Origin of the sequence: Alkalimonas sp. NCh-2 (assembly GCF_039631345.1) — a bacterium.
In the GTDB taxonomy this organism is placed as follows: domain Bacteria; phylum Pseudomonadota; class Gammaproteobacteria; order Enterobacterales; family Alteromonadaceae; genus Alkalimonas; species Alkalimonas mucilaginosa.
Genome location: NZ_JBDIUV010000001.1, coordinates 368,473 through 391,447, shown reverse-complemented (window position 1 = coordinate 391,447; position 22,975 = coordinate 368,473). Strand labels below are relative to the sequence as shown.

The 22,975-nt window shown below is 50.3% G+C and carries 22 protein-coding genes; 14 read left to right on the top strand and 8 right to left on the bottom strand.

The annotated features are described in order from the left end of the window. Positions 1-29: 29 nt before the first annotated feature. From proB to ABC502_RS01845, 8 genes are all read left to right on the top strand, one after another. Entirely contained in the window at positions 30-1,157 is a 1,128-nt protein-coding gene (gene proB, locus ABC502_RS01880) for a glutamate 5-kinase (RefSeq protein WP_345914724.1), read from the top strand. Next, a complete protein-coding gene (locus ABC502_RS01875) occupies positions 1,154-2,416 on the top strand; it encodes a glutamate-5-semialdehyde dehydrogenase (RefSeq protein WP_345914723.1) in 1,263 nt (420 codons plus the stop codon). Before proB ends, ABC502_RS01875 begins: the two co-directional genes overlap by 4 nt. Positions 2,417-2,651: 235 nt before the next feature. Continuing rightward, a complete protein-coding gene (tig, locus tag ABC502_RS01870; RefSeq protein ID WP_345914722.1) occupies positions 2,652-3,965 on the top strand; it encodes a trigger factor in 1,314 nt (437 codons plus the stop codon). A gap of 117 nt (positions 3,966-4,082) precedes the next feature. Then, positions 4,083-4,709 carry an ATP-dependent Clp endopeptidase proteolytic subunit ClpP gene (clpP, locus tag ABC502_RS01865; protein ID WP_330087855.1) on the top strand — a complete coding sequence of 209 codons (627 nt, stop codon included), beginning with the start codon at positions 4,083-4,085 and terminating at the stop codon, positions 4,707-4,709. A 76-nt stretch (positions 4,710-4,785) separates the two neighbouring features. After that, positions 4,786-6,066, top strand: coding sequence for an ATP-dependent protease ATP-binding subunit ClpX (gene clpX / locus ABC502_RS01860; RefSeq protein WP_330087854.1), 1,281 nt, complete (start codon positions 4,786-4,788; stop codon positions 6,064-6,066). A 155-nt stretch (positions 6,067-6,221) separates the two neighbouring features. Next, positions 6,222-8,618 (top strand): endopeptidase La, encoded by a 2,397-nt coding sequence (gene lon, locus ABC502_RS01855; RefSeq protein WP_345914721.1) that lies wholly within the window; start codon positions 6,222-6,224, stop codon positions 8,616-8,618. A 206-nt stretch (positions 8,619-8,824) separates the two neighbouring features. Continuing rightward, positions 8,825-9,097 carry a nucleoid-associated protein HU-beta gene (gene hupB / locus ABC502_RS01850; protein ID WP_330087852.1) on the top strand — a complete coding sequence of 91 codons (273 nt, stop codon included), beginning with the start codon at positions 8,825-8,827 and terminating at the stop codon, positions 9,095-9,097. A 198-nt stretch (positions 9,098-9,295) separates the two neighbouring features. Beyond that, positions 9,296-11,212, top strand: a complete 1,917-nt coding sequence (locus ABC502_RS01845; RefSeq protein ID WP_345914720.1) for a SurA N-terminal domain-containing protein — start codon at positions 9,296-9,298, stop codon at positions 11,210-11,212. A 66-nt stretch (positions 11,213-11,278) separates the two neighbouring features. Here ABC502_RS01845 and ABC502_RS01840 read toward each other — a convergent pair whose 3' ends face one another. Genes ABC502_RS01840 through pspF form a run of 6 tightly spaced genes read right to left on the bottom strand, consistent with a single transcriptional unit; the run spans position 11,279 to position 17,673 of the window. Beyond that, positions 11,279-12,040 (bottom strand): ATP-binding cassette domain-containing protein, encoded by a 762-nt coding sequence (locus ABC502_RS01840; RefSeq protein ID WP_345914719.1) that lies wholly within the window; start codon positions 12,038-12,040, stop codon positions 11,279-11,281. Then, the gene (locus ABC502_RS01835) at positions 12,037-13,032 is read right to left on the bottom strand and encodes an oligopeptide/dipeptide ABC transporter ATP-binding protein (protein ID WP_330087849.1); all 996 of its coding nucleotides are present in this window, start codon (positions 13,030-13,032) and stop codon (positions 12,037-12,039) included. The genes ABC502_RS01840 and ABC502_RS01835 overlap by 4 nt, the downstream gene beginning before the upstream one ends. Beyond that, on the bottom strand, positions 13,032-13,925 hold the full coding sequence (locus ABC502_RS01830) for an ABC transporter permease subunit (RefSeq protein ID WP_330087848.1): 894 nt from the start codon (positions 13,923-13,925) through the stop codon (positions 13,032-13,034). The genes ABC502_RS01835 and ABC502_RS01830 overlap by 1 nt, the downstream gene beginning before the upstream one ends. Further along, positions 13,918-14,946 carry an ABC transporter permease gene (locus ABC502_RS01825; RefSeq protein WP_330087847.1) on the bottom strand — a complete coding sequence of 343 codons (1,029 nt, stop codon included), beginning with the start codon at positions 14,944-14,946 and terminating at the stop codon, positions 13,918-13,920. The genes ABC502_RS01830 and ABC502_RS01825 overlap by 8 nt, the downstream gene beginning before the upstream one ends. Then, positions 14,943-16,580, bottom strand: a complete 1,638-nt coding sequence (locus ABC502_RS01820) for an ABC transporter substrate-binding protein (protein WP_345914718.1) — start codon at positions 16,578-16,580, stop codon at positions 14,943-14,945. Before ABC502_RS01820 ends, ABC502_RS01825 begins: the two co-directional genes overlap by 4 nt. Beyond that, positions 16,561-17,673, bottom strand: coding sequence for a phage shock protein operon transcriptional activator (pspF, locus tag ABC502_RS01815; RefSeq protein WP_330087845.1), 1,113 nt, complete (start codon positions 17,671-17,673; stop codon positions 16,561-16,563). The genes ABC502_RS01820 and pspF overlap by 20 nt, the downstream gene beginning before the upstream one ends. A gap of 176 nt (positions 17,674-17,849) precedes the next feature. Here pspF and pspA point away from each other — a divergent pair, with 176 nt between their 5' ends. The 6 genes from pspA to ABC502_RS01785 all read left to right on the top strand — a co-directional run bounded on the left by pspA (position 17,850) and on the right by ABC502_RS01785 (position 21,840). Then, positions 17,850-18,527: a phage shock protein PspA gene (gene pspA / locus ABC502_RS01810; protein WP_330087844.1), complete on the top strand. Its 678-nt coding sequence runs from the start codon at positions 17,850-17,852 to the stop codon at positions 18,525-18,527. A 27-nt stretch (positions 18,528-18,554) separates the two neighbouring features. After that, entirely contained in the window at positions 18,555-18,791 is a 237-nt protein-coding gene (pspB, locus tag ABC502_RS01805) for an envelope stress response membrane protein PspB (protein WP_330087843.1), read from the top strand. Next, entirely contained in the window at positions 18,784-19,194 is a 411-nt protein-coding gene (gene pspC, locus ABC502_RS01800; protein WP_330087842.1) for an envelope stress response membrane protein PspC, read from the top strand. Before pspB ends, pspC begins: the two co-directional genes overlap by 8 nt. 130 nt (positions 19,195-19,324) lie before the next feature. Continuing rightward, entirely contained in the window at positions 19,325-20,530 is a 1,206-nt protein-coding gene (locus ABC502_RS01795; RefSeq protein ID WP_345914717.1) for a PLP-dependent transferase, read from the top strand. 157 nt (positions 20,531-20,687) lie between these two features. Then, positions 20,688-21,488, top strand: coding sequence for a phenylalanine 4-monooxygenase (gene phhA / locus ABC502_RS01790; protein ID WP_345914716.1), 801 nt, complete (start codon positions 20,688-20,690; stop codon positions 21,486-21,488). Between the two features lie 10 nt (positions 21,489-21,498). Further along, positions 21,499-21,840, top strand: a complete 342-nt coding sequence (locus tag ABC502_RS01785; protein WP_330087839.1) for a 4a-hydroxytetrahydrobiopterin dehydratase — start codon at positions 21,499-21,501, stop codon at positions 21,838-21,840. Between the two features lie 49 nt (positions 21,841-21,889). Here the strand turns inward: ABC502_RS01785 and ABC502_RS01780 are convergent, their stop codons facing one another. Further along, the gene (locus ABC502_RS01780) at positions 21,890-22,399 is read right to left on the bottom strand and encodes a helix-turn-helix domain-containing protein (protein ID WP_345914715.1); all 510 of its coding nucleotides are present in this window, start codon (positions 22,397-22,399) and stop codon (positions 21,890-21,892) included. An 11-nt stretch (positions 22,400-22,410) separates the two neighbouring features. Continuing rightward, complete coding sequence (locus ABC502_RS01775) at positions 22,411-22,728, bottom strand: DUF4258 domain-containing protein (protein WP_345914714.1); 318 nt, start codon at positions 22,726-22,728, stop codon at positions 22,411-22,413. Positions 22,729-22,975 lie beyond the last annotated feature (247 nt).

Genomic DNA, 22,975 nt, shown 5'->3' with positions numbered 1-22,975 from the left:
ATAGCCACGGTTTCAAAAACGGAGGAGCTATGTTGAACCCATCCTGGCGCAGGATAGTGCTGAAAGTCGGTAGTGCATTAATTGCCCCCGATCCCCAGGCCGGTTGCAGTGAAAAATATTTAGGCCCCATCGCTGATTTCATCCGTCAATGTCGTGACCGCGATATTGAGGTGATCCTGGTTTCATCAGGCAGTGTTGCTGCAGGCAGGCATCATTTTAATTTCAATCATCACCGGGTTCCCATTGCCTTAAAACGGGCCATGGCCGCGGTTGGTCAAAACCAGATGATGAATTTCTGGTCCAACTGTTTTGATTTTCCTTGTGCTCAGGTATTGCTGACCCATGGTGATCTGAGTGATCGGGTGCGTCATGTCAATGTGCGTAATACCTTCAGGCGTTTATTGGATCATCAGGTGTTGCCGATCGTCAATGAAAACGACACCATTGCCACTGAAGAAATCAAAGTAGGAGACAATGATAACCTGGCTGCCATGGTCGCCACCGTTGCCAATGCGGATGCGCTGATCATTTGTTCGGACATTACCGGGCTTTTTACCGCCGATCCCAACAAGGATCCATCAGCCCAGCTGATCCCGGAAGTACGGACCATTGATGAGCGTATTTATAGCCTGGCCGGCGGGGCCAGCTCGAGCGTTGGCACAGGCGGCATGCGGACCAAGGTACAGGCGGCCGAAAAGGCTACCACCCATGGTGTGGATACCCTGATTGTCGATGGTCACCAGCAGGATACCTTTACCCGTTTGCTGGATGGCTTTAATCCGGGCACTATTTTTCATGGCCACAAAGACCCGATGTCCGGTAAAAAACATTGGGTGCGCCATACTCTGCGCGCCAAAGGCGAAATTTGGGTGGATGATGGCTGCATGAAAGCATTGTGTCATCAGGGGGCTTCCCTGCTGTGCAGTGGCATTGTGCATGTGCAGGGGGAATTTGAACCCGGCGATGCGGTGATTGTTCGTTGCGGCAGTGGTAAAGTATCCATTGCCAAAGGCGTCAGTCGTTACAGTGCCCGTGAGCTATTTAGCATCAAAGGTCAGCAGACCAGTGAAATCGCAGAGCACCTGGGGGATATCCTGCCGGGCAGCACCTACGAAGTGATTCACCGTGATGAGATGACATTATTGGAGAGATTATGAGTACCCTTAGTTTGGGAACCAGTGCGGCGAGTCTTGCCGCTCAGGCTGCCAAAGCAGCCAAAGCCGTTGCGCATTTATCAACGGAACAGAAGAATTACGTGTTGCAAAGCATGGCCAATGCCATCCGCTCTGCAACCCCGGCGATTTTAAAGGCCAATGCGGCGGAGCTGGAAACGGCCCAAAGCAACAATACCAGTGCAGCCATGCTGGATCGCCTTACCTTAACCCCAGAGCGGATTGATGCAATGGCTGCGGCCATCGAGCAAATCATTCATTTGCCGGATCCGGTGGGCAGTAAACGCTTTATTGAAGAGCGTCCCAATGGCATCCGCATTGAAAAACGCCGTATTCCACTGGGCGTGATTTGTATGATTTACGAAGCACGGCCCAATGTCACCGCCGATGCCGGTGCCTTGTGTTTTAAATCCGGCAATGCGGTGATTTTACGCTGTGGTCGTGAAGCTATTCAAACCAGCCTGGCGATTGCCAAAGCCATGCACCAGGCACTGGCCGAGCATTCGTTACCCGAAGAGGTGATCACCATAGTGCCGGATCCGGATCGGCAACTGATGCTGGACTTGATTCAGCAAGATCAGTTTATTGACCTGGTGATCCCGCGCGGTGGTGAAGGCTTAATCCGCTTTGTCACCGACAACAGCCGGGTACCGGTGATCCAGCATTTTAAAGGCGTGTGCCACCTGTATGTGGATCAAAGTGCCGATCTGAATATGGCGTTGGAATTACTGTTAAACGGCAAAGTGCAGCGTCCTGGCGTCTGCAATGCCTTGGAATGCCTGTTGGTCAATAAGCATCAGGCTGCCGACTTTTTGCCAATGGTGGCTGAAGCCTTCCGTGCTCATCAGGTCAAAGTGCATGCCTGTGAGTACAGCATTGGTTACTTTGATGGCGCCGAGCCGATTGCCGCTGGTGATTTTGGCCAGGAATACCTGGCGCCGGAAATCGCCATCAGGCTGGTGGATGACTTGGATGCAGCCATGGCGCATATCGATCAGTTTGGCAGCTACCATACCGAGGTGATCTGTACTCAGGATCAGGCCAGTGCCGATACCTTTATCAATCAGGTCGATGCGGCCGTGGTGATGCACAATGCCTCATCCCGTTTCTCCGATGGCGGCGAGCTTGGCCTTGGTGCTGAAATCGGCATCTCGACCAGCAAGCTGCATGCGTACGGCCCAATGGGCTTGGAAGCGCTGACCACAGAGCGTTTTGTGGTCACCGGCCAGGGCCAGACCCGTTAACAGGTTGAGCTCAGTTACAACAAGCCGCCTACGGGCGGCTTGTTGTTATCTGGAAGCACTGATTTTAGGGGCAAATGACGAAACTGGAGCAGGGGGCTCGACTTGCTGTTTTACGCTCGCTATAATGCCGCGTCCTATTTAACTACAAGTCTGTTGAGCTGCGGCTCAGGCGAGAATCAGACTCGATTTTTTCGGCGTGACATCAAGCGCCTGAATTTGATTTTGAGGTAACAAGATGCAAGTTTCTGTGGAAACCACTCAGGGTTTAGAGCGCCGTTTAACCATTACCGTACCGGCTGATGCCATTCAGTCTGAAGTTAAAAACCGATTGCGTGATCTGGCTAAGCGTCAGCGCATCGACGGTTTCCGTCCAGGCAAAGCGCCTGTATCCATCATTCAAAAGCGTTATGGTCAAGCGGTATTGCAGGAAGTTGCTTCCGAGCAAATGCAGCGCAGCTTCTACGAAGCCATTATTGAGCAGAAAATTACCCCTGCTGGTTCTCCAACCTTCGCACCACAGGCACTGGAAGCAGGTAAAGATTTGCAGTTCGCTGCCACTTTTGAAGTCTATCCTGAAGTTGAAGTGCAGGCACTGGACAAAATTGAAGTTAGCAAGCCGGTTGTCGAAATCAATGACGCCGATCTGGACAAAATGCTGGAAACCCTGCGCAAGCAGCACGCGACCTGGGCTGAGAAGAAAGGCAAAGCAGCTAAAAATGACCGTATCATTATGGACTTTGTTGGCAGCATTGATGGTGAGGAATTTGAAGGCGGCAAAGCCTCTGACTTTACGCTGGAACTTGGCCAGGGCCGCATGATCCCAGGCTTTGAAGAAGGCCTGATTGGCAAGAAAGCCGGTGAAGAAACCACGCTGGAAGTCACTTTCCCGGAAGATTACCATGCTGAAAACTTAAAAGGCAAAGCTGCCAGCTTCGCAGTGACTGTGAAGAAAGTGGAAAAGCAGGTATTGCCAGAGCTGAATGACGAGTTTGCTGCTTTGTTTGGTTTAACCGAAGCTACGGTGGATGCACTGAAAACGGAAGTGCGTAAAAACATGGAGCGTGAGTTAAAGCAAACGGTACGTGGCAAAGTCAAAGATCAAGTGATCAAAGGCCTGTTAGCCAACAACGAAGTAGAAGTTCCTAAGTCGTTGATTGCCGGTGAAGTTGATGTGCTGCGTAAGCAAGCCATGCAACGCTTTGGTCAGAACCTGGATCCGAAGCAATTGCCAGAGCTGCCAGCGTCCTTGTTTGAAGAGCAAGCCAAAGATCGCGTGAAAGTTGGTTTGTTGTTGGGTGAAATCATCAAGACCAATGAGCTGAAAGTAGACGACAGCCGTGTGCAGGAGCTGATTGCCGATGTGGCGTCTGCTTACGAAGACCCGCAGGAAGTCGTCCAGTACTACAACAGCAATCAGGAGCTGCTGCAAAGCATGCGTAACGTTGCGTTGGAAGATCAAGCCATCGAGCTGGTACTGAGCAAAGCCACTGTGACCGATGCCCCTGCCAAGTTTGATGAGATCATGAATCCACAACAGGCTGCCAACTAAGCTGGCTAAGTCAACTAGGATTGACTTCTGCTGGTAACGCAGTTTTAATGGCTCGGACATTTTGTTCGGGCCATTTCATTTTCCGGCGGTAAACCGCCACTCATCAGGAAGCTATCTATGTCGTTTCAAAACACGCCACATCAGGATCTTATCAACGCTTTAGTTCCCATTGTGATTGAACAAACCGCCAAAGGTGAGCGCTCTTTTGATATCTACTCCCGCTTGCTGAAAGAGCGTGTTATTTTCCTTACCGGTCCGGTGGAAGATCACATGGCCAATCTGATTTGCGCTCAGCTGTTGTTCTTAGAGTCTGAGAACCCGGAAAAAGACATCTACATTTACATCAACTCTCCAGGTGGTGTCGTCACAGCCGGCATGTCGATTTACGATACCATGCAGTTTATCAAGCCGGATGTAGCTACTGTCTGTATGGGCCAGGCTGCCAGCATGGGTGCTTTTCTGTTATCCGGTGGTGCCAAGGGCAAACGTTTCTGTCTGCCGAATGCCCGGGTGATGATCCACCAGCCGCTCGGCGGTTTTCAGGGGCAAGCTACCGATATTGAGATCCACGCCCGTGAGATCTTAAGTATAAAGGAACGATTGAATCGTTTACTGGCAGAGCATACCGGCCAGAGCTACGAGAAAATTTGCCATGACACTGAGCGCGATAACTTCTTAACCGCCGAGATGGCAAAAGAATATGGCCTGGTTGATGCAATTTTGACACAACGGGACGCGAAATAACGGCATTTTTTTGCTATGGTATGAAGTAGCAATGCCCCCAGTACGTTACTGCGGGGGAAGTGAAAGAGGAAGTTACATGGCTGATAACCGCACTGACGGTGACAAAGGCGGTAAATTGTTGTACTGCTCCTTTTGTGGCAAGTCACAGCACGAGGTGCGCAAGCTGATCGCAGGCCCGCAGGTTTATATCTGTGATGAGTGCGTCGATTTATGCAACGATATTATCCGTGAAGAAATCAAGGATATCTCGCCCAAGCGTGAAGCAGATAAACTGCCTACTCCGCATGAAATCCGTCATCACCTCGATGACTATGTGATTGGTCAGGAGCATGCCAAAAAAGTCCTGGCTGTCGCTGTGTACAATCACTATAAGCGGTTGCGTAATGCAGGCAACAAGCCGGATGTTGAGCTGGGCAAAAGCAATATCCTGCTGATTGGCCCAACTGGCAGCGGTAAAACCTTGCTGGCAGAAACCCTGGCCCGTTTGCTGGATGTGCCTTTTACCATGGCCGACGCCACCACTTTAACCGAAGCAGGTTATGTCGGTGAAGATGTGGAAAACATCATTCAGAAGCTGCTGCAAAAATGCGACTACGACGTAGAAAAAGCCCAGCGTGGCATCGTCTACATCGATGAAATTGATAAAATTTCCCGCAAGTCCGATAACCCTTCTATCACCAGGGATGTATCGGGTGAAGGTGTGCAGCAGGCCTTGTTAAAACTGATTGAAGGCACCATTGCTTCGGTACCTCCGCAAGGTGGCCGTAAGCATCCGCAGCAGGAGTTCTTGCAGGTAGATACTTCCAAGATCCTCTTTATCTGTGGTGGTGCTTTTGCCGGGCTGGATAAGGTGATCGAGCAACGCTCTGCCAAAGGCGCCGGTATTGGTTTTGGCGCTGAAGTGAAAAGCAGAGAAAGCAGCCGCAGTCTGACCGAAACCTTCAAAGATGTTGAACCGGAAGATTTGGTGAAGTACGGTCTGATCCCGGAGTTCATTGGTCGTTTGCCAGTGGTTGCTACCTTAACCGAGCTGGATGCGGATGCGCTGGTGCAAATCCTCAGTCAGCCAAAGAATGCACTGGTCAAACAGTTTGCCTCTTTGTTTGATATGGAAGGGGTCGAGCTGGAGTTCCGTGAAGATGCGTTAAAGGCCATTGCGCAAAAAGCCATGGAGCGGAAAACCGGTGCCCGTGGTTTGCGCTCCATCGTCGAAGGTGTCCTGCTGGATACCATGTACGAGCTGCCATCGATGGAAGATGTCAGCAAGGTAGTGATTGATGATACCGTGATTCGCGGTGAGTCCGATCCTATTTTGATTTACCAACGTAAAGATCCTGCGGTCGCTGAATCGCATTAAACCTTCACCGGGCAGCGAGCTGCTGCCCGGGCTATTTCAGGCTTGGCACATGCAGATGCAGGAAATCAGCAGCAAGCAATTGAAGTTCTGAAAACCGGCCTCATATAGTTACCATATCCGTTTGCAGCTGCATGCAACTTATTCGAGAGTGAAAAATGACTGAACAACAGATTGAACGTCGTCATATGCCGGTGTTGGCTCTGCGCGATGTGGTGGTATACCCGCATATGGTGATCCCTTTGTTTGTCGGTCGGGCGAAATCCATCAAATGCCTGGACGCCGCCATGGACAATGACAAGCAAATTTTTCTGGTGGCACAAAAAGACGCCAGCCAGGATGATCCTAAAGCTGAAGACCTGTACCAGATTGGTACTGTGGCCACCATTTTGCAACTGCTTAAATTACCGGATGGCACTGTAAAAGTGTTGGTGGAAGGCAGCCAGCGGGCCCGTTTGCTTGAATTTACCGAAACCGAACACAGTTTTGCTGCTGATATCGAAATGGTCGCTACCTCGGATGTCGACAGCAAAGAGCAAGAGGTATTCCTACGCTCTGCTATCAATCAGTTTGAAGGTTACATCAAACTGAATAAGAAGATCCCGCCGGAAGTCCTGACAGCCTTAAGTGGCATCGAGGATGCCGCCCGCTTGGCCGATACCATGGCTGCTCATATGCCGCTTAAAGTCGAAGACAAGCAAAAGGTGCTGGAAATCAGCAATGTCACCGAGCGGCTTGAATTCTTAATGGCGATGATGGAAAGCGAAATCGACATCCTTCAGGTCGAACGTCGTATCCGCAGTCGTGTTAAAAAACAGATGGAGAAAAGCCAGCGCGAGTACTATTTGAATGAGCAAATGAAAGCCATTCAAAAAGAACTGGGCGAGTTGGAAGATGCGCTGGACGAATTTGAAACGCTGAGCAATAAGATAGAGCAAGCCAAAATGCCAGCCGAAGCGGCGGATAAGGCTAAAGCCGAACTGCAAAAGCTGAAGATGATGTCGCCGATGTCGGCGGAAGCTACGGTGGTACGTAGCTACATCGACTGGTTGAGCAATGTGCCCTGGAAAACCCGTAGTAAGGTGAAAAAGGATTTGGCCGGTGCTGAGAAAATTCTCGACTCGGATCACTACGGTTTGGAGAAAGTGAAAGAGCGCATCATCGAGTATTTGGCGGTGCAGCAGCGGGTCAATAAATTAAAAGGCCCGATCTTGTGCCTGGTTGGCCCGCCTGGGGTGGGTAAAACCTCGTTAGGGCAGTCGATTGCCAAAGCCACCGGCCGTAAGTACGTGCGAATGGCGCTGGGTGGTGTGCGGGATGAAGCAGAGATCCGTGGTCATCGCCGTACCTACATTGGCTCAATGCCAGGCAAGATTATCCAGAAAATGGCCAAAGTAGGGGTGCGTAATCCGCTGTTTCTGTTGGATGAAATCGACAAGATGGCCTCAGATTTCCGGGGCGATCCAGCCGCGGCGTTACTGGAGGTGCTGGATCCAGAGCAAAACACCAGCTTCAGCGATCATTACCTGGAAGTTGATTACGACTTATCCGATGTGATGTTTGTTGCTACGTCCAACAGTCTGAACATTCCGGCACCCTTGCTGGATCGGATGGAGGTCATTCGTCTGTCCGGTTACACCGAAGACGAAAAGCTGAATATTGCCAAGCAGCATCTGATCAGCAAGCAGGTAGGACGTAATGGCTTAAAACCGCATGAAATCGACATTAAAGACGATGCCATTATCGGTATTATCCGTTATTACACCCGGGAAGCCGGGGTACGTAGCCTGGAGCGGGAAATTTCCAAGCTGTGTCGCAAAGCAGTCAAAGAAATTTTGCTGAACAAAGACACCAAAACCGTGGTAATAGAGCAAGCGAACCTGGAAAGCTATCTGGGGGTGCAGCGTTATGACTATGGCAAAGCAGAAGACAACAACCGCATTGGTCAGGTTACTGGCCTGGCCTGGACCGAAGTGGGTGGTGATTTACTGACCATTGAAGCTGCCGCCGTAGTTGGTAAAGGCAAACTCACTTTTACCGGCTCGCTCGGTGATGTGATGAAAGAATCGATTCAGGCGGCAATGACCGTTGTGCGTAGCCGGGCAGAATTGCTGCGTATTAATGATGACTTCTACGAAACCCGTGATATCCATGTGCATGTACCAGAAGGTGCGACACCAAAAGATGGTCCGAGCGCTGGTATTGGCATGGTGACGGCCCTGGTCTCCAGTTTAACCGGCAATCCGGTAAGGGCAGATGTCGCCATGACGGGTGAAATTACCTTGCGCGGTGAAGTACTGCCGATTGGTGGTTTGAAAGAAAAACTGCTGGCAGCACATCGTGGTGGTATCAAGCGGGTGTTGATCCCACATGATAACCTGCGCGATTTAAAAGAAATTCCTGACAACGTCAAAGCCGATCTGGAAATTAAAGCGGTTAAATGGATTGACGAAGTGTTGGAGTTGGCTCTGCAAGAGCCGATAAGCCGCTTTCAGCCTGAGATCCTGACAAAAAAAGCAGCAAAAAGCGCAAAAATAGAAAAAAATGCCCATTAAAGGCTTTTCATTCTCTATGGCTGTGCTAACTTAGTGAAAGTTCTCCAGCCCTTATCTGATAAGGGCTGGGCTCAAAGTGGAAAAATTGTTGTATGAAGCTCTCTTCTGCTTGCAAGCGCTCTGAATGCTTGTTATAACAAGGAGCGTGATTACAACATCAATACGTGTAGTTGTTGAAAACAATAACAATTGAAGGGGATGATATTGTGAACAAGTCTCAACTTATCGACAAAATTGCTGCTGGTGCAGAACTGTCTAAAGCCGATGCTGGCCGTGCGCTGGACGCTTTTATCGGTGCTGTGACTGAGGCTCTGAAAGAGGGTGATTCTGTTGCTCTGGTTGGTTTTGGTACTTATGCTGTTCGTGAGCGTGCTGCCCGTACCGGCCGCAACCCACAAACGGGTGCGACCATCCAGATCGCTTCAGCGAAGATTCCTTCATTCAAGCCAGGCAAAGCGTTAAAAGACGCAGTCAACTAAGAATGAGCTTTACTCGGCGCGCCGGGTAAACCAGTCAGGCATCCGAAGTAGTGTATTGGTAGCGAAAGCAACTAATTTTAAGGCTTCAGGTTTCATCGCCAACTGCTTCGCCAGGACTTCAATCAGAAAGGCGCATCTGTTAAGATGCGCTTTTTTTATGACGTGATTTTATGCGTTGCAAACAGAGATAAAGGCACGATGTTAGAGAAAATCAGAGAAGGTTCACAGGGACTAACCGCCAAGATTATTCTTGGTTTGGTGATCCTGACATTCGCCCTGGCCGGGGTGGGTGGCTACCTTGGTTCAACCAAGGAAACACCGGCTGCAGAGGTGAATGGCGAAAGCGTATCACGGGTTGCTCTGGAGCAGGCTTACCAAAGTGAGCGGGCCCGGATGGAACAGCAGTTTGGTGAGATGTTCGAAATGTTGGCATCCGACCAGGCGTATATGGCGGGTTTTCGTGCCGATGTACTGGAGCGGTTGATTGACGAGACATTGCAAAAGCAATACGCCAGACAACTGGGGCTTCGCGTCAGCGATGACGTGGTGCGTGATTTGATACGTTCATTGCCTGAATTCCAGATCGGTGGTCAGTTTAATAATGAACGTTATCTGGCATTGTTACGCCAGACGGGCATGCAAACCGGAGAATTCCGCGATATGCTGCGGGAGCAAATGACCCGCCAACAGCTGATCCGTGGCCTGATTTTATCTGAGTTTGCCACTCCGCGAGAATTGCAGCGTTTGCTTGCCTTGCAACAGCAAAGCCGGGATATCCAGCATGTGATATTTTCTGCTGGAAAATTTGTTGATCAGGTGGAACTGACAGATGCGATGATCGAGCAGTTTTATTACGACAACTTACAGCGCTATGAAACGGAAGAAAAAGTAGCGGTGCAGTTTATTGAGTTGTCGGTAGAGCAGATCGCACGGGAGATTTCAGTCTCTGAAGCCGAAGCACGGGCATTTTATGACGCAAATCTGGCTTTATACAGTACTGAAGAACGTCGTCAGGTGGCGCACATCCTGTTTGAGAGCAATGGTCGCAATGATGAGATCAAAGCCAAAGCAGAACAGGTACTGGCTGAATTACAGGCTGGAGCCAACTTTGCCGAAGTTGCCGCCCGAGAGTCTGACGATACTTTTTCCGCAGCAGAAGGTGGAGTGCTACCTTGGTTAAATCGCGGGGATATGGAAGCTTCTTTTGAGAATGCTGCTTACGCATTAACAGAGCAAGGTGCTTTGAGCCCGGTAGTACGAAGCAGCTTTGGTTACCATATTATTCAACTGCACAATTTTGAACCGTCAGTACCACAAGATTTTGCTGAGGTGAAAACGGATATTATCCATAGTCTGCAGCAAGAGCGTGCTTATGATCGCTTCTTTGAGATCCAGCAATTGCTTGCGGATGTCAGCTTCGATGTGCCAGACAACCTGCAGGAAGCAGCTGATGTGACTCAATTGCCCCTGCGCAGTCAGGCTTTATTCTCACGTCAGCAGGCCCCAGCCCCATTAAACCATCCGCAGGTACTGCAGCGTTTGTTTAATTTGCGCTTTATTGGCCAGGCTTTGAACAGTGAGCCGATTGAAATTGGTGCCCAACATCAAGTGGTGGTCCGTGTGACCGAGCATCAGCCTGCCCGCACACAGTCGCTGGACGAGGTGCGGGATCAGGTAGTGGCATCACTGCGCCGTCAGCAGAGCTCAGAGCTGGCTCGTCAGCAAGCGGATGCGGTATTGGCGCAGTTCCGTCAAGACGGTGATTTTGCTGCGGCTGTTAAAGCTGTGGGGCTGGAGCCTCAAACGGCCAACAACGCTTCACGTTTTGGTGGCAGCCTGGACGCGGAGATCCGCGCCAAAGCTTTTGCTCTGCCTCGACCGAATGAGGAGCAAGCAGTGAGTGCCGAACTGGTTGAGCTGATGAGTGGTGATATGGCTCTGGTAGCGGTCACAGCAGTTCGCGATGTTGAAGTAACTGAAGAGCCAGGTGTCGAAGATCTGGAGCGCTTTGCTAACCAGCATGCGCAACAGACTTACGAAGCCATGCTGGCGGCATTGAAAGCCAATGCAAAAATTAAACGGCCCCGCCTGGATGTCACGGATGAGCGTTTCTAACACACGGTAGGGTAGCAATAAAACCCCGCGCTTTGTCGCGGGGTTTTTGTTGGAGAAGCTGCGTACTTAACTTAGTCCCATCAGTTTTTTCGTATGCGGGTGCTGTGGTTGCAGCAACAGCTGCTCCGTTGGACCGGACTCGACAACCTTGCCATGCTGCATCACCAGGCAATAGTCACTGATATGGCGAACCAGCCGTAAGTTCTTACTGATCAGCAAATACGACAAGCTTCTTTGTTGCTGTAACTCCAGCAGCAAGTTGACAATTTGGGCCCGCAATGTCGGGTCCAGCACTGTCAGGGCTTCATCCAGGATCAGGATCTTGGGGTCCAGGATCAAAGCCCTGGCCAGAGCCAGCCGCTGTTGTTGTCCGGCTGAAAACATATGCGGATAAAAGCTAATGTGCTCATCCAGCAAGCCAACTTGTTGCAGGCTCTGCAGGACTTTCTGCTGGCGCTGTTTTTCATCCAGTACTGTGCTAAAGCGCAGCACATCGTCCAGCATAGCTCCAACTTTCTGACTTGGGTTCAGCGCCCGCTCGGCATCCTGGAACATGTAGCGGATTACATGATTGTATTTCCGATAATGACTGAGGGTAACGGACTGACCAGCCAGGCGGATTTCCCCCTGATCAGGTTGTTCTATGCCAACCAGCACTTTAGCCAGCGTACTTTTTCCTGAGCCAGTCTCTCCTACCACCGCCAGGGTTTCACCAGCATTCATGGAAAAACTCACTTGGTCCAGTGCTGTAACCGTGGTTTGCCGGAATAACCCCTGCTGTTTGCGGTAACTCTTGCTTAGATCGACCACTTCCAACAAATGACTCATCGTGGTTCCTTGTACTGCAGTGGGAAATGGCAGCTAAAGTAATGATGCTGTTTGCGCTCCAGGCTGGGAGTATGCACACATTCACGGCGGGCATTGGGACAACGTGGGCCCAGCCGGCAACCCACCGGCAGATGTTGCAAGGTGGGGATACTTCCCGGCAGAGCGTACAATTGGCTTTTGGGTGCCAAATCTGGTTGAAACTCAGGCACACTTTTAATCAGTGCATCGGTGTAAGGGTGATAGGGTTGTGCTAATAGTTTAGCGGTTTCGCCGGATTCAACCAACTGGCCACAGTAGAGGACCGATAAACGATGGGTATAGCGGGCGATACTATCCAGCTCGTTGCTGATCAGCAGTACGGACATGCTTTTTAGTTGATTCAGGCTGCTGATTAAACGAAACAGTTGGGCCTGGGTCGAAGCCTCCAGTGCCGTGGTGGGCTCATCGGCAATCAGTAACTTCGGATTTTTCGCAATGGCCATGGCGATCATCACTTTTTGACAGACACCTTCCGATAACTGATAAGGGTAGCTTTCCAACACCGATTGATGTTCCTTGATACCTACTTTATGCAGCAACGCGATGGCTTTTTTACGCTTTTGCCGGGCTCTGTTCCACCAGCTTCCTTTCAGCTGGCTATTGGGGATCGACTCATGCAACTGCTCCGCTATCAGAGCGGTAGGATCTAGACATTTACTCGGTTCCTGGTAGATCATCGCAATGTCACGACCAATAATCTTTCGTTGCTGATCGTACGGGAGTTGCAGCAAATCGACACCGCACCAGTGGAAGCGATCGGCTTTGATGCGCCAGCGTTGATTCAGTACCCCGACAATGGCTTTGGCAATCAGACTTTTACCTGAGCCAGATTCACCGACCAAACCACGTATTTCACCTTCCCGCAGGCTTAGGCTCACCCGATCAACTGCTCTTATCAGGCCCTGGCTGGTTTCCAGCTCCAGCGTCAGATTTCGGATATCCAGTAGTAACATCAGCTTTCCTGTCGTTTGCGCACAGCAGTTCTCAGGCCATCAGATACCAGATTGACGCTAAGCACTGCAATAAAAATAAGTAAGCCAGGCAAAGCAATACTCCAGGGTGACAGGTAAATCAGATCCAATGCATCTGCCACCATCAGGCCCCATTCAGCTGCGGGTGCCTGAGCACCAAGACCCAGAAAGCCCAAGGCAGCAATATCCAGTATAGCGGTGGATAAGGCCATACTAAACAGAACGGTGAGTTGCTCCCAGGTATTGGGGAAAATGACATGACGTAAGATTTGCCAATTGTTGGCACCATCCAGCCGGTAGGCAACAACATAATCCTGCTCCAACTGCTGCAAAATAGTGTTGCGTATCCCATGCACAAACTGGGGTAGCAGTGCCAGCATAATGGCCCAGATGGTATTCATCAGACCAGGGCCAAGGATCGCGACAATAATGATAGCCAGCAGTAAGGACGGAATGGTTAATGCCAGATCCAGGATATGATTAAAGACACTGGCACGAAAACCTTTACTCATACCTGCCAGTACTCCCAACAACAGGCCCAGCAAAAGAGCTCCTAATGCCGTAATGAGTGCAATGCCAAAGGTATAACTGGCCCCTTTGATCAGACGTGAGAACTGGTCCCGACCCAGATCGTCTGTGCCAAGTAAGTAGCGTACATCCCCCATATCATCCCAGGATGGAGGCAACAGCAGAACATCCGGGTTTTGCAGGTAGGGATCATAAGGGGTGAGTAGTGGACCAAACAAAGCGATTAAACCAAAAAAGCCAAACAAGATCAGGCCAATCACCGCAGAATGCTGTTGACGGAAACTGGCCCAGAGCTGACTCAGTGGTCCATGTTCTGTTTTGTGCTGCAACCACTGAAATTTAGCCATTGGCTTGCTTCCTTGCCAGTGGGTTTAACAAGGTATGGAGTATATCCATCAGGATATTCACCAGAATCACCAGACTGGAAATCACCAGCAAACCGCCCTGAATGGCCGGATAGTTGCGTTGGCTGATGCTGTCGAGCAACCAGAGACCGATGCCGGGCCAGGAAAAAATCAGTTCAGAAATCATCGCCAGGGTGACCAGAGTGCTAAATTGCAGGCCAAGTTGACGCAGTACCGGCAGCATGGCATTGCGCAGGGCATGCCGATACAGCACCTGACTGCGGCGCAGACCTTTGGCTCGCGCAGTCTTAATGTAACTCTGTTGCCAGACATTCAGCATCGCATCCCGGGTAAAGCGAATCATTACCGTAGTCGGATAGGTCGCCAGTACAAAAGCGGGCAGCCACAAGTGACGGATGGCATCCTGCATTGCAGCCTGCCAGTAGGTTTGGCCAGATAACAGGATATCCGGCAGCATAAAGCCAGTAACGACAGGGATCTCATAGAGCACACTAATGCGGCCAGAGGTTGGGAACCAACCTAAGCCAATACTAAATAGCATGATCATCAACAAAGCCCACCAGAAAATGGGCAGCGAATAGCCAAGCAAAGCGATGGTTGAAATAGCCCGGCCAGACCAATGGTTGACTTTGATAGCCGCCAGAAGGCCAAGAGGAACACCCAGTACAAAGGAGATCAGCAGTGCATAAGCCACTAGTTCCAGGGTTGCAGGAAACACCTGCATCAGCTCATGCAGCACAGGCTGCTGGCTTGCCAGCGATAAGCCCCAATCCCCTTGTAAAATCCGTTGTAAAAAAGCGATGTATTGCTGCAAGTAGCCATTATCCAACTGGTATTGTTGCACCAGTATCGGCAGCAGTTCATCATCCGGCTGCTGAATACCACTGAAGTTCACCAGCGCATCGCCCGGAAACAAATGGCCAAGACTGAAGGCAAAGCAAGTCAGAGCAAAGAATACAAAAGACAGTAAAAATAAACGACGTATCAGATAATGCCAGATCATGGCGTATCCTCATCAGCCGTCTGTTTGTATGCTTTGGACAGGTCAATACCCCCATAAGGGTTGATGGTGATACCGCCGATATTGGCATTCACCGCTTGAAAACGTTTGGCATGCGCCAGCGGCAGCAAGGGCAGATGTTCCGCCAGATACTGCTGGGCGGCCCAGTAGTAACTGCGGCGTATTGCTTGATCATCCGTCAGGAGTGCCTGTGCCAGTAAGGCATCGAAGGCCGGATCGCACCAGAGCGCTCTGTTTGTGCCGCTGTTTACGCCGTTACAGCTTAATAGTGGCCGGAAGAAGTTATCCGGATCGGTGTTGTCGGCATTCCAGCCCAACAACACCGAATCGTGCTCACCCAGGCGTAACTGGCGGCGAAATGCATTCCACTCCAGAGTGATAATACTGGCCCGGACGCCAATACGGGCCAGATCCGCTTGCATCATTTCAGCCATCCGTGGGGCATTGGGATTGTACAACCGTTGTATCGGCATGGCCCAGATGGTCATAGTAAAGCCATAGGGATAGCCCGCTTCACTGAGCAACTGTCTGGCGGCATCGGGGTCGTAGCGCTCAGCAACCAGGGTAGGATTATGACCCCAGGATGTAGGGGGCAGCAGGGTTGAAGCCGCCTCTGCCTGACCAAAGTACACCGCTTGTAAAATAGCATCGCGGTTAATGGCCATGGCCAGTGCTCGCCTTACCCGTGCATCATCAAAAGGAGCCCTGCTGGTATTAAAAGCCCAGAAGCCAACATTCATGCTGGTTTGTTGTTGGACCCGGATATCCTCCCGTTTGCTGATCAGCTCCAGCTCAGCCATTCGCGGGTAAGCCGTGATGTCGCATTCGTGGGTTAGTAAACGCGCCATACGCTTGGCATTATTGGGCTCAATATCGATCACCAGCTGTTCCAACTGGCTTGGTACTCCCCAATAGTTATTATGACGGTAATAGCGTATAAACACATCTTTACGGTATTCACGAAACTTAAAGGGGCCGGTACCTATTGGGTGGGTATCCAGCCGCTGTCGTTGGTTTTGCTCCAGCAGTTGTTGCGCGTATTCAGCCGAATGGATCACGGCAAAATCGGTTGCCAGATTGGATAAGAAAGAGCTATCGCGCTGGCGCAGATAAAAGACCACCTGATCCGCTGTTGGGGTCGCAATACGAGTGACGCGGTTGCCCCAGTCGACGGTTTGAAAATACGGGTATTCACCACCGCTCACGGCATGGTAGGGGTGGTCCTGTTGCATCACCCGTTCAAAACTAAAGCGCACATCTGCGGAGTTGAGCGCTCTGCTGGGGGTAAAATAATCGGTTTGGTGAAACTGTACCTCAGGTCGCAGATAAAAGGTGTAACTAAGACCATCTTCGCGGCGTTCCCAATGAGTGGCAAGGGCGGGGACAAACTCACCGGTCTCAGGGTCAATATCCAGCAGACGGTCATACAATTGACGGCTGGTGGCATCAATGGTGGTGCCCGAGGTAATCAGTTGCGGATTAAAGCTTTCTGGCGAGCCTTCACTGCAGTACACCAGGCCAGAGCGAACTTCCGCTGGCATTTCAGGCTGACATGCGGTGAGCAGTAAGCCAACAAGTGCGACGGGGGCGATGGCATTAATCGCTGGTTTCGGCATGAGAGTCCTGCTGGCTGTCCAATAACTGGTATTTTTTCATGTAACCACGTAACTGATGATAGGTTAAACCCAGGCATTCGGCAGTTTTTTTCTGATTGTATTGGCAAGCCGCCAAGGCTTGCTTCAGTAAATTGATTTCAAACTCTTGTGAGAGCGTTTTAAAATCTACCGGTTGTTCCGGGTTCAGCGCTGGTGTTTGAGGCTGCACTGGATGGTTGCTTTGGTCCGGGGCGTTGGAAGCATTTTGCAAAGAGCTGGTTTTGGTTGCCGTGGTCTGGCGATCTCTGGTTTTGACCCGCTGCTTTGGACGGAAAGGAGACTCAAAGGGATCCAGCAAAATCTCATGCACGGGTACATAAGGGTTGTTGGTGCGGTAGACACTGCGCTCCACCACATTTTTTAGCTCACGTACATTGCCTGGCCAGTGGTAGTCCAGCAGCACTCTTTTTGCTTTCTCGCTAAAGCCACTGAACAATTCAAACTCAAGTTCACGTGCCATGTTGATGGCAAAGTGTTCGGCCAGCAACAGAATATCTTCCCGTCGCTCGCGCATTGGCGGCAGGGTGATGACATCAAAAGCTAACCTGTCCAGCAGATCAGCCCGGAACTCGCCTTGCTCGGCCAGCGCCGGTAAGTCTTCATTGGTGGCGCATATCAGTCGAACATCGACTTTAACGGAGCGACTGCCACCGACTCGTTCAAATTCGCCGTATTCAATCACCCGCAATAATTTTTCCTGCACCAGGCTTGGGGTATTGGCCAGTTCATCCAAAAATAAAGTACCGCCATTGGCGCGTTCAAAGCGGCCTTCATGGCGCTTACTGGCACCGGTAAAAGCACCTGCTTCATGGCCAAAGAGTTCACTCTCCAACAAGTTTTCATTGAGGGCAGCGCAGTTCAGTGTCAGGTAATTCTGATCCCAGCGTTGCGACAAAAAGTGCAAGCGGGCAGCTATCAATTCTTTACCGGTGCCGCGTTCACCGATAATAAGCACCGGTTTACTTAGCGGGGCGGCTTGCGATACCTGCTCCAGCACGGTCAGAAAACTGTTGGACTGGCCGATCAGATTATCTTGTTGTTGTGTTCTGCGCATCGGATTACTTTAGCGAAAATGACCAAATAGTAGTGTATTTCATTATAGAGCTAAGCCCTAGTGCTTTCTGCATAATTTATTTCATTAATAAAATCAGTAGTTAAGCAATAGATAAAAGTTGGCAAGAAATGTGAATGGTCTCTAGTGTATCCCAACCAATTGAAGAGGTAACTACGATGGGTATTTTCAGTCGCTTTACAGACATTATCAACTCAAATTTAAACTCGCTGCTGGATAAAGCCGAAGATCCGGAAAAAATGGTGCGGCTGATCATTCAGGAGATGGAAGACACTCTGGTAGAGGTGCGTTCTTCTTCTGCCAAGACCATTGCCGAGAAAAAAGATTTGCAACGGGCGTTGAATCGCCTGAATGATGAAGTCACCGACTGGCAGAGCAAAGCCGAGTTAGCATTATCGAAAGAGCGGGAAGATTTAGCTCGTGCTGCTTTGGTCGAGCGTGAAAAAGCGGCCGATCAAGTCAGAGCGGCGGAAGCGGATATTGCGCAACTGGACGAGCACATCAACAAATTGCAGCATGAAGTGGCGCAATTGCAGGAAAAACTGGCGGATGCCAAAGCCCGGCAGAAGTCGATGCTGATGCGGCAAAAAACCGTCGCCAGCCGTCTGGATGTGAAGCGGACGCTGAACAGCGATAAGCTAAACGATGCCATGCACAAGTTTGAGCGCTATGAGCAAAAGATTGATTCGATGGAAGCGCAGGTCGAATCCTACGATCTGGGTAAGAAAACCCTGAAAGATGAATTTGCCGAGTTGGCCGCGCAAGATAAGATTGATAATGAGCTGGCAGCATTAAAAGCAAAAGTTGGCAGCAAAAAAGACAGCAAAGCGGACTAAGCGGACCAGGCAGACAAGGAGCCAGCTATGGACATTCAGCAAATGATTTTTGTGCCCATGATCTTATTTATGATCTTTGTGGCACCGCTATGGGTGATTATGCACTACCGTAGCAAAAACAAGATTGGTCAGGGACTGACCGATCAGGAACTGGGCCAGCTCAATGAGCTGGCGCGTAAAGCCGATAAAATGGCCGAACGCATTAAAACGCTGGAGGCGATTTTAGATGCCGAAAGCCCGCGCTGGAGGCAGCGTCATGACTAAGTCACGCAAACCGCTATTACGCGATGATCGCAATGGCAAACTTGCCGGGGTCTGTGCCGGTGTTGCTGATTACTTTGGTATGGAAAACTGGCTGGTTCGTATCATTACCCTGGCCGCTTTGTTCCTTGGTATGGGTAGCTTTGTGCTGGTGCTTTATTTTGCCGCCTGGGTGGTGCTGGAGAAGAAATCCAAGTACGAGGCCAACCATGGCAGTATTGCGCCGGGCAGGGACGAAGACAGTGTCGAGGTAAAAACCCAAGTGTGGCAAAAAGGTGAGCCGCCAAAGCAGGCACTGCAGCATCTGAACCATAAATTTACCAGCCTGGAATTACGGCTGCGGGATATAGAGCGTCATGTGACTTCCAGTACTTTCCAACTGAACCGTGAGTTCAATAACTTGTGAACTTTGGTTGACACTTTGCCGATGGCCTGCTGAATCATCCGGACAGCAAGCCGTCTGGCTTGCTTCCAATCACGGTAATTTCTGCTATCTGTAGTGCATCCATCCATCCGTTGAATAATGAACAGGTCGTATGCACAGCACGTCAAAATCCCCAGCCACTTTATGCATTCATGCTGGTAAAACACGCAATGAACATGGCAGTTTAGCCACCCCTTTGTATCAAAGTTCTACCTTTATTTTTGACAATGCCGAGCAAGGTGCCGCCCGCTTTGCCGGCGAGGAAGGCGGTTACATCTACACCCGGCTTGGAAATCCTACCACCCGTGAGCTGGAGCTGAAAATTGCTGCGCTCGAAGGGATGGAAGATGGCGCTGCAACAGCCACGGGCATGGCCGCCGTATCGGCTGCTACGCTGACGTTCTTGCAGCAGGGCGATCACATGATATGCAGCAAGGCCGTCTATGGCTGCAGTTTTGCTCTGTTTAGTCATCAGTTTGCCCGCTATGGCATCGAGGTGAGCTTTGTGGATATGACCGATCATGCGGCGGTGCAGGCTGCGCTTCGACCCAACACCAAATTGCTGTTTGCTGAGACCCCGATTAACCCCAATCTGGTGGTGCTGGACTTAGCGTTTTTGGGCAGCTTTGCCCGCCAACATGGCTTGCTTTCAGTGATTGATAATACCTTTTTAACGCCGTTACTGCAGCGCCCGGTCGACTTTGGCATTGATATAGTCATTCACAGCGCAACCAAGTATCTCAATGGCCATGGCGATGTGGTCGCCGGCCTGGTGGTAGCGAGCAGTGCTTTGATCCATCAAATCAAAATGACCACCTTAAAAGACATTGGCGGAACCATTAGTCCGCATGATGCCTGGCTGATCATTCGTGGCATGAAAACCCTGGCTGTGCGGATGGAGCGCCATTGTCAGAATGCGCAGCGGGTGGCTGAGTTTTTACAGCAACACCCGGCAATAGCTAGGGTTTACTATCCCGGCTTGCCAGATCACCCCGGGTACCGTTTTCTAGGTACACAGATGAAAGCGGCGGGTGGGGTGCTGGCATTTGAGCTCGATGGCAGCCTGGAAGATGGCCGCTACTTTATCAATCAATGTCAGTTGCTTAGCCTGGCAGTTAGCCTGGGCGATGCCGAGTCACTGATCCAGCATCCGGCTTCAATGACACACAGCCCTTACACCGCGGAAGAGCGTGCCATGGCCGGCATCAGCGATGGTTTGATCCGGGTCTCGGTAGGACTGGAACAGGTGGAAGATATCATGGCTGATCTGGCCCAGGCTTTAGCCGCCATGCAGGCTCAGCAGGCTAGCTCAGCCTGATTGACGACCACTCGGTAAGCCCCGTTGTAATTTAATCTTTACGACCAGCCGCAGGCTAAGTTGCGCTGGCCTGATTAACAGCCGAACCCATTTCGACTAGTATCGGTCACAGCTACAAGGGCTGGTCCCGCAAAAGAATACAAGCAACAGGGTGTCTATGAGTAAGTCAAGCAACTATGTGTCGAGGCAGTCCGACGAGCATGGTGTTATTGCCTGGTCGGACGAAGAAAATCAAATCTGGCATGAACTGATCACACGTCAGCTCAGCTGCATTGAAGGTAAAGCCTGCGATGAGTTTATGGCCGGGTTGGAGCGGCTGCAACTGCCGACGGATCGCATTCCGCAACTGGAAGAAGTGAGCAAGGTGCTGCGGGAAACTACCGGCTGGGAATGTGCCGAAGTGCCGGCACTGATCAGCTTTGATCGCTTTTTTGAGCTGCTGGCCAACAAGCGTTTTCCGGTCGCGACCTTTATTCGCTCGCGCGAAGAGTTCGATTATCTGCAAGAGCCGGATATTTTCCACGAAATCTTTGGTCATTGCGCCATGCTCACCAATCCGGCTTTTGCCGAGTTCACCCACGCTTATGGCAAAATTGGCCTGGCTGCCAGCAAAGAAGACCGGGTCTACCTGGCGCGTTTGTACTGGTTTACCATTGAGTTTGGTTTGCTGCAAACCCAAGACGGCCTGCGCATCTACGGGGGCGGCATTTTATCCTCCCCGGGAGAAACCATTTATGCGCTGGAGTCGGAAAAACCGGAGCGGAAGTCCTTTGATGCCATCGATGTGTTAAGAACTCCGTACCGCATTGATATCATGCAGCCAATATACTTTACCATCAGCCAAATCAATGATCTGTTTGATATTGCGCACCTGGACATGATGTCGCTGGTGCAGCAGGCCAAGCAGTTGGGTTTGCATGCGCCTAAATTTCCGCCTAAACAAAAACAAGCAAGTTAGAGAGGAATCGATGTCAGAGTTAACCACCATGAAGTGCGAGGCATGCCGCGCCGATGCACCCAGAGTATCCGATGACGAATTGCCGGTATTGATGCGACAAATCCCGGATTGGACCCCTGTCGTGCGAGACGGTATTTTGCAACTGGAGCGCCAGTACAAGTTTAAAAACTTCAAAACGGCCTGGGCTTTTCACCATAAAGTGGCCGAGATGGCGGAAGAAGAAGGCCACCACCCAGCCTTGCTGTTGGAGTGGGGCAAACTAACGGTAACCTGGTGGTCGCACTCCATCAAAGGCCTGCATAAAAACGACTTTATCTGTGCCGCTAAAACCGACGCTTTGCTGGCTGAGTAAAGAAGTCAAAGCGACTGCCGAGGCAGTCGCTGCTTTATTCTGTCATTGGTTAGACAAGACAACTTGAGCTCTCTAAATCCTTTTGATTCCCTGGATCTTCCATGTCTTCTACCCACTCAGATGCTTTTCTGGCAGCATCGATAGTGTTATTCAGTACTTTGAACACTAGCTTGCTTTGAGCAATGTCTTTATCTAAATCACTAATCTCACTAAGCAAATCAAGGACCTGAACTGAGCCATTAATATGCTCAGTAACCAATACCCGGATAAAGCGTTCAGCTGTTTCTGTTGGCGTGCCTTTTTCATAATTTGCTATGGTTTGATCGGTAACTCCTAACAATTTACCCAAGCTGCCTTGAGACAAATCAAGATATTTTCTCAAAAAACGAAACTCCCGACCAGACAGTTCACTTTCCCGCCTGATGATAGTTTCTGCAATTTTTGCATGCAGCCCTTCAATATCCTCAATGGATACAGCCTCTCCAAAGGGTGTCTCTTTTTTAATGTATCCATTAACTAAGTACACGTTCTCAAGACCGCAACTCTTGTAATGAAACATATTTTTCTCCGTCATATCACGGTGACTATTACAGCAAAAGACCGGTTTTCGGGTTCGACAGGCTGCACAGCGACTGCAACCCTTATCCATCTCCCGGAAGTTTTACCTTCGACCGTCAACCTATAGTTGCCCTTGCTATTATCAAAATACGGGCCTTCAACGATTGCACCTGCCCTTAATATTCTAATGACATCCAGTCTATCTATATCGCGTTCAGCTGCTCGTTGTTCTGCGTGGGCAGTGTAAAAGACTTTACCACTATCCTCTGCTGCATTTCGTAAAAACTGCTTAACTTCAGCATCTGTAAAAGTGTCAGATTGGATGTTCACTCATCTATCTCCCACTTACAGGCGCATTATGCCCATCCTTGGTAACGACAGTGACTCTGCATAATGAGAACTCCCCCAGAAAACTATAAATATTATAGGTTCATTGCGCTGGAATTGCCAAGTAATATCAGTATTGCTTTAGAGGCTTTATTGCCACTATTTTAAGAGTGTAAGCAGGGAGCGGGAAGTAACTTCATGCTAAGGTTCCTTTCTTTTTATCAGTGCTACGCTCAAAGATTGATTATGA

Coding starts and splice junctions, on each gene's coding strand:
- proB (WP_345914724.1), top strand. CDS start 30: ATGTTGAACCCATCCTGGCGCAGGATAGTGCTGAAAGTCGGTAGTGCA.
- ABC502_RS01875 (WP_345914723.1), top strand. CDS start 1,154: ATGAGTACCCTTAGTTTGGGAACCAGTGCGGCGAGTCTTGCCGCTCAG.
- tig (WP_345914722.1), top strand. CDS start 2,652: ATGCAAGTTTCTGTGGAAACCACTCAGGGTTTAGAGCGCCGTTTAACC.
- clpP (WP_330087855.1), top strand. CDS start 4,083: ATGTCGTTTCAAAACACGCCACATCAGGATCTTATCAACGCTTTAGTT.
- clpX (WP_330087854.1), top strand. CDS start 4,786: ATGGCTGATAACCGCACTGACGGTGACAAAGGCGGTAAATTGTTGTAC.
- lon (WP_345914721.1), top strand. CDS start 6,222: ATGACTGAACAACAGATTGAACGTCGTCATATGCCGGTGTTGGCTCTG.
- ABC502_RS01845 (WP_345914720.1), top strand. CDS start 9,296: ATGTTAGAGAAAATCAGAGAAGGTTCACAGGGACTAACCGCCAAGATT.
- ABC502_RS01840 (WP_345914719.1), bottom strand. CDS start 12,040: ATGAGTCATTTGTTGGAAGTGGTCGATCTAAGCAAGAGTTACCGCAAA.
- ABC502_RS01835 (WP_330087849.1), bottom strand. CDS start 13,032: ATGTTACTACTGGATATCCGAAATCTGACGCTGGAGCTGGAAACCAGC.
- ABC502_RS01830 (WP_330087848.1), bottom strand. CDS start 13,925: ATGGCTAAATTTCAGTGGTTGCAGCACAAAACAGAACATGGACCACTG.
- ABC502_RS01825 (WP_330087847.1), bottom strand. CDS start 14,946: ATGATCTGGCATTATCTGATACGTCGTTTATTTTTACTGTCTTTTGTA.
- ABC502_RS01820 (WP_345914718.1), bottom strand. CDS start 16,580: ATGCCGAAACCAGCGATTAATGCCATCGCCCCCGTCGCACTTGTTGGC.
- pspF (WP_330087845.1), bottom strand. CDS start 17,673: ATGCGCAGAACACAACAACAAGATAATCTGATCGGCCAGTCCAACAGT.
- pspA (WP_330087844.1), top strand. CDS start 17,850: ATGGGTATTTTCAGTCGCTTTACAGACATTATCAACTCAAATTTAAAC.
- pspB (WP_330087843.1), top strand. CDS start 18,555: ATGGACATTCAGCAAATGATTTTTGTGCCCATGATCTTATTTATGATC.
- pspC (WP_330087842.1), top strand. CDS start 18,784: ATGACTAAGTCACGCAAACCGCTATTACGCGATGATCGCAATGGCAAA.
- ABC502_RS01795 (WP_345914717.1), top strand. CDS start 19,325: ATGCACAGCACGTCAAAATCCCCAGCCACTTTATGCATTCATGCTGGT.
- phhA (WP_345914716.1), top strand. CDS start 20,688: ATGAGTAAGTCAAGCAACTATGTGTCGAGGCAGTCCGACGAGCATGGT.
- ABC502_RS01785 (WP_330087839.1), top strand. CDS start 21,499: ATGTCAGAGTTAACCACCATGAAGTGCGAGGCATGCCGCGCCGATGCA.
- ABC502_RS01780 (WP_345914715.1), bottom strand. CDS start 22,399: ATGTTTCATTACAAGAGTTGCGGTCTTGAGAACGTGTACTTAGTTAAT.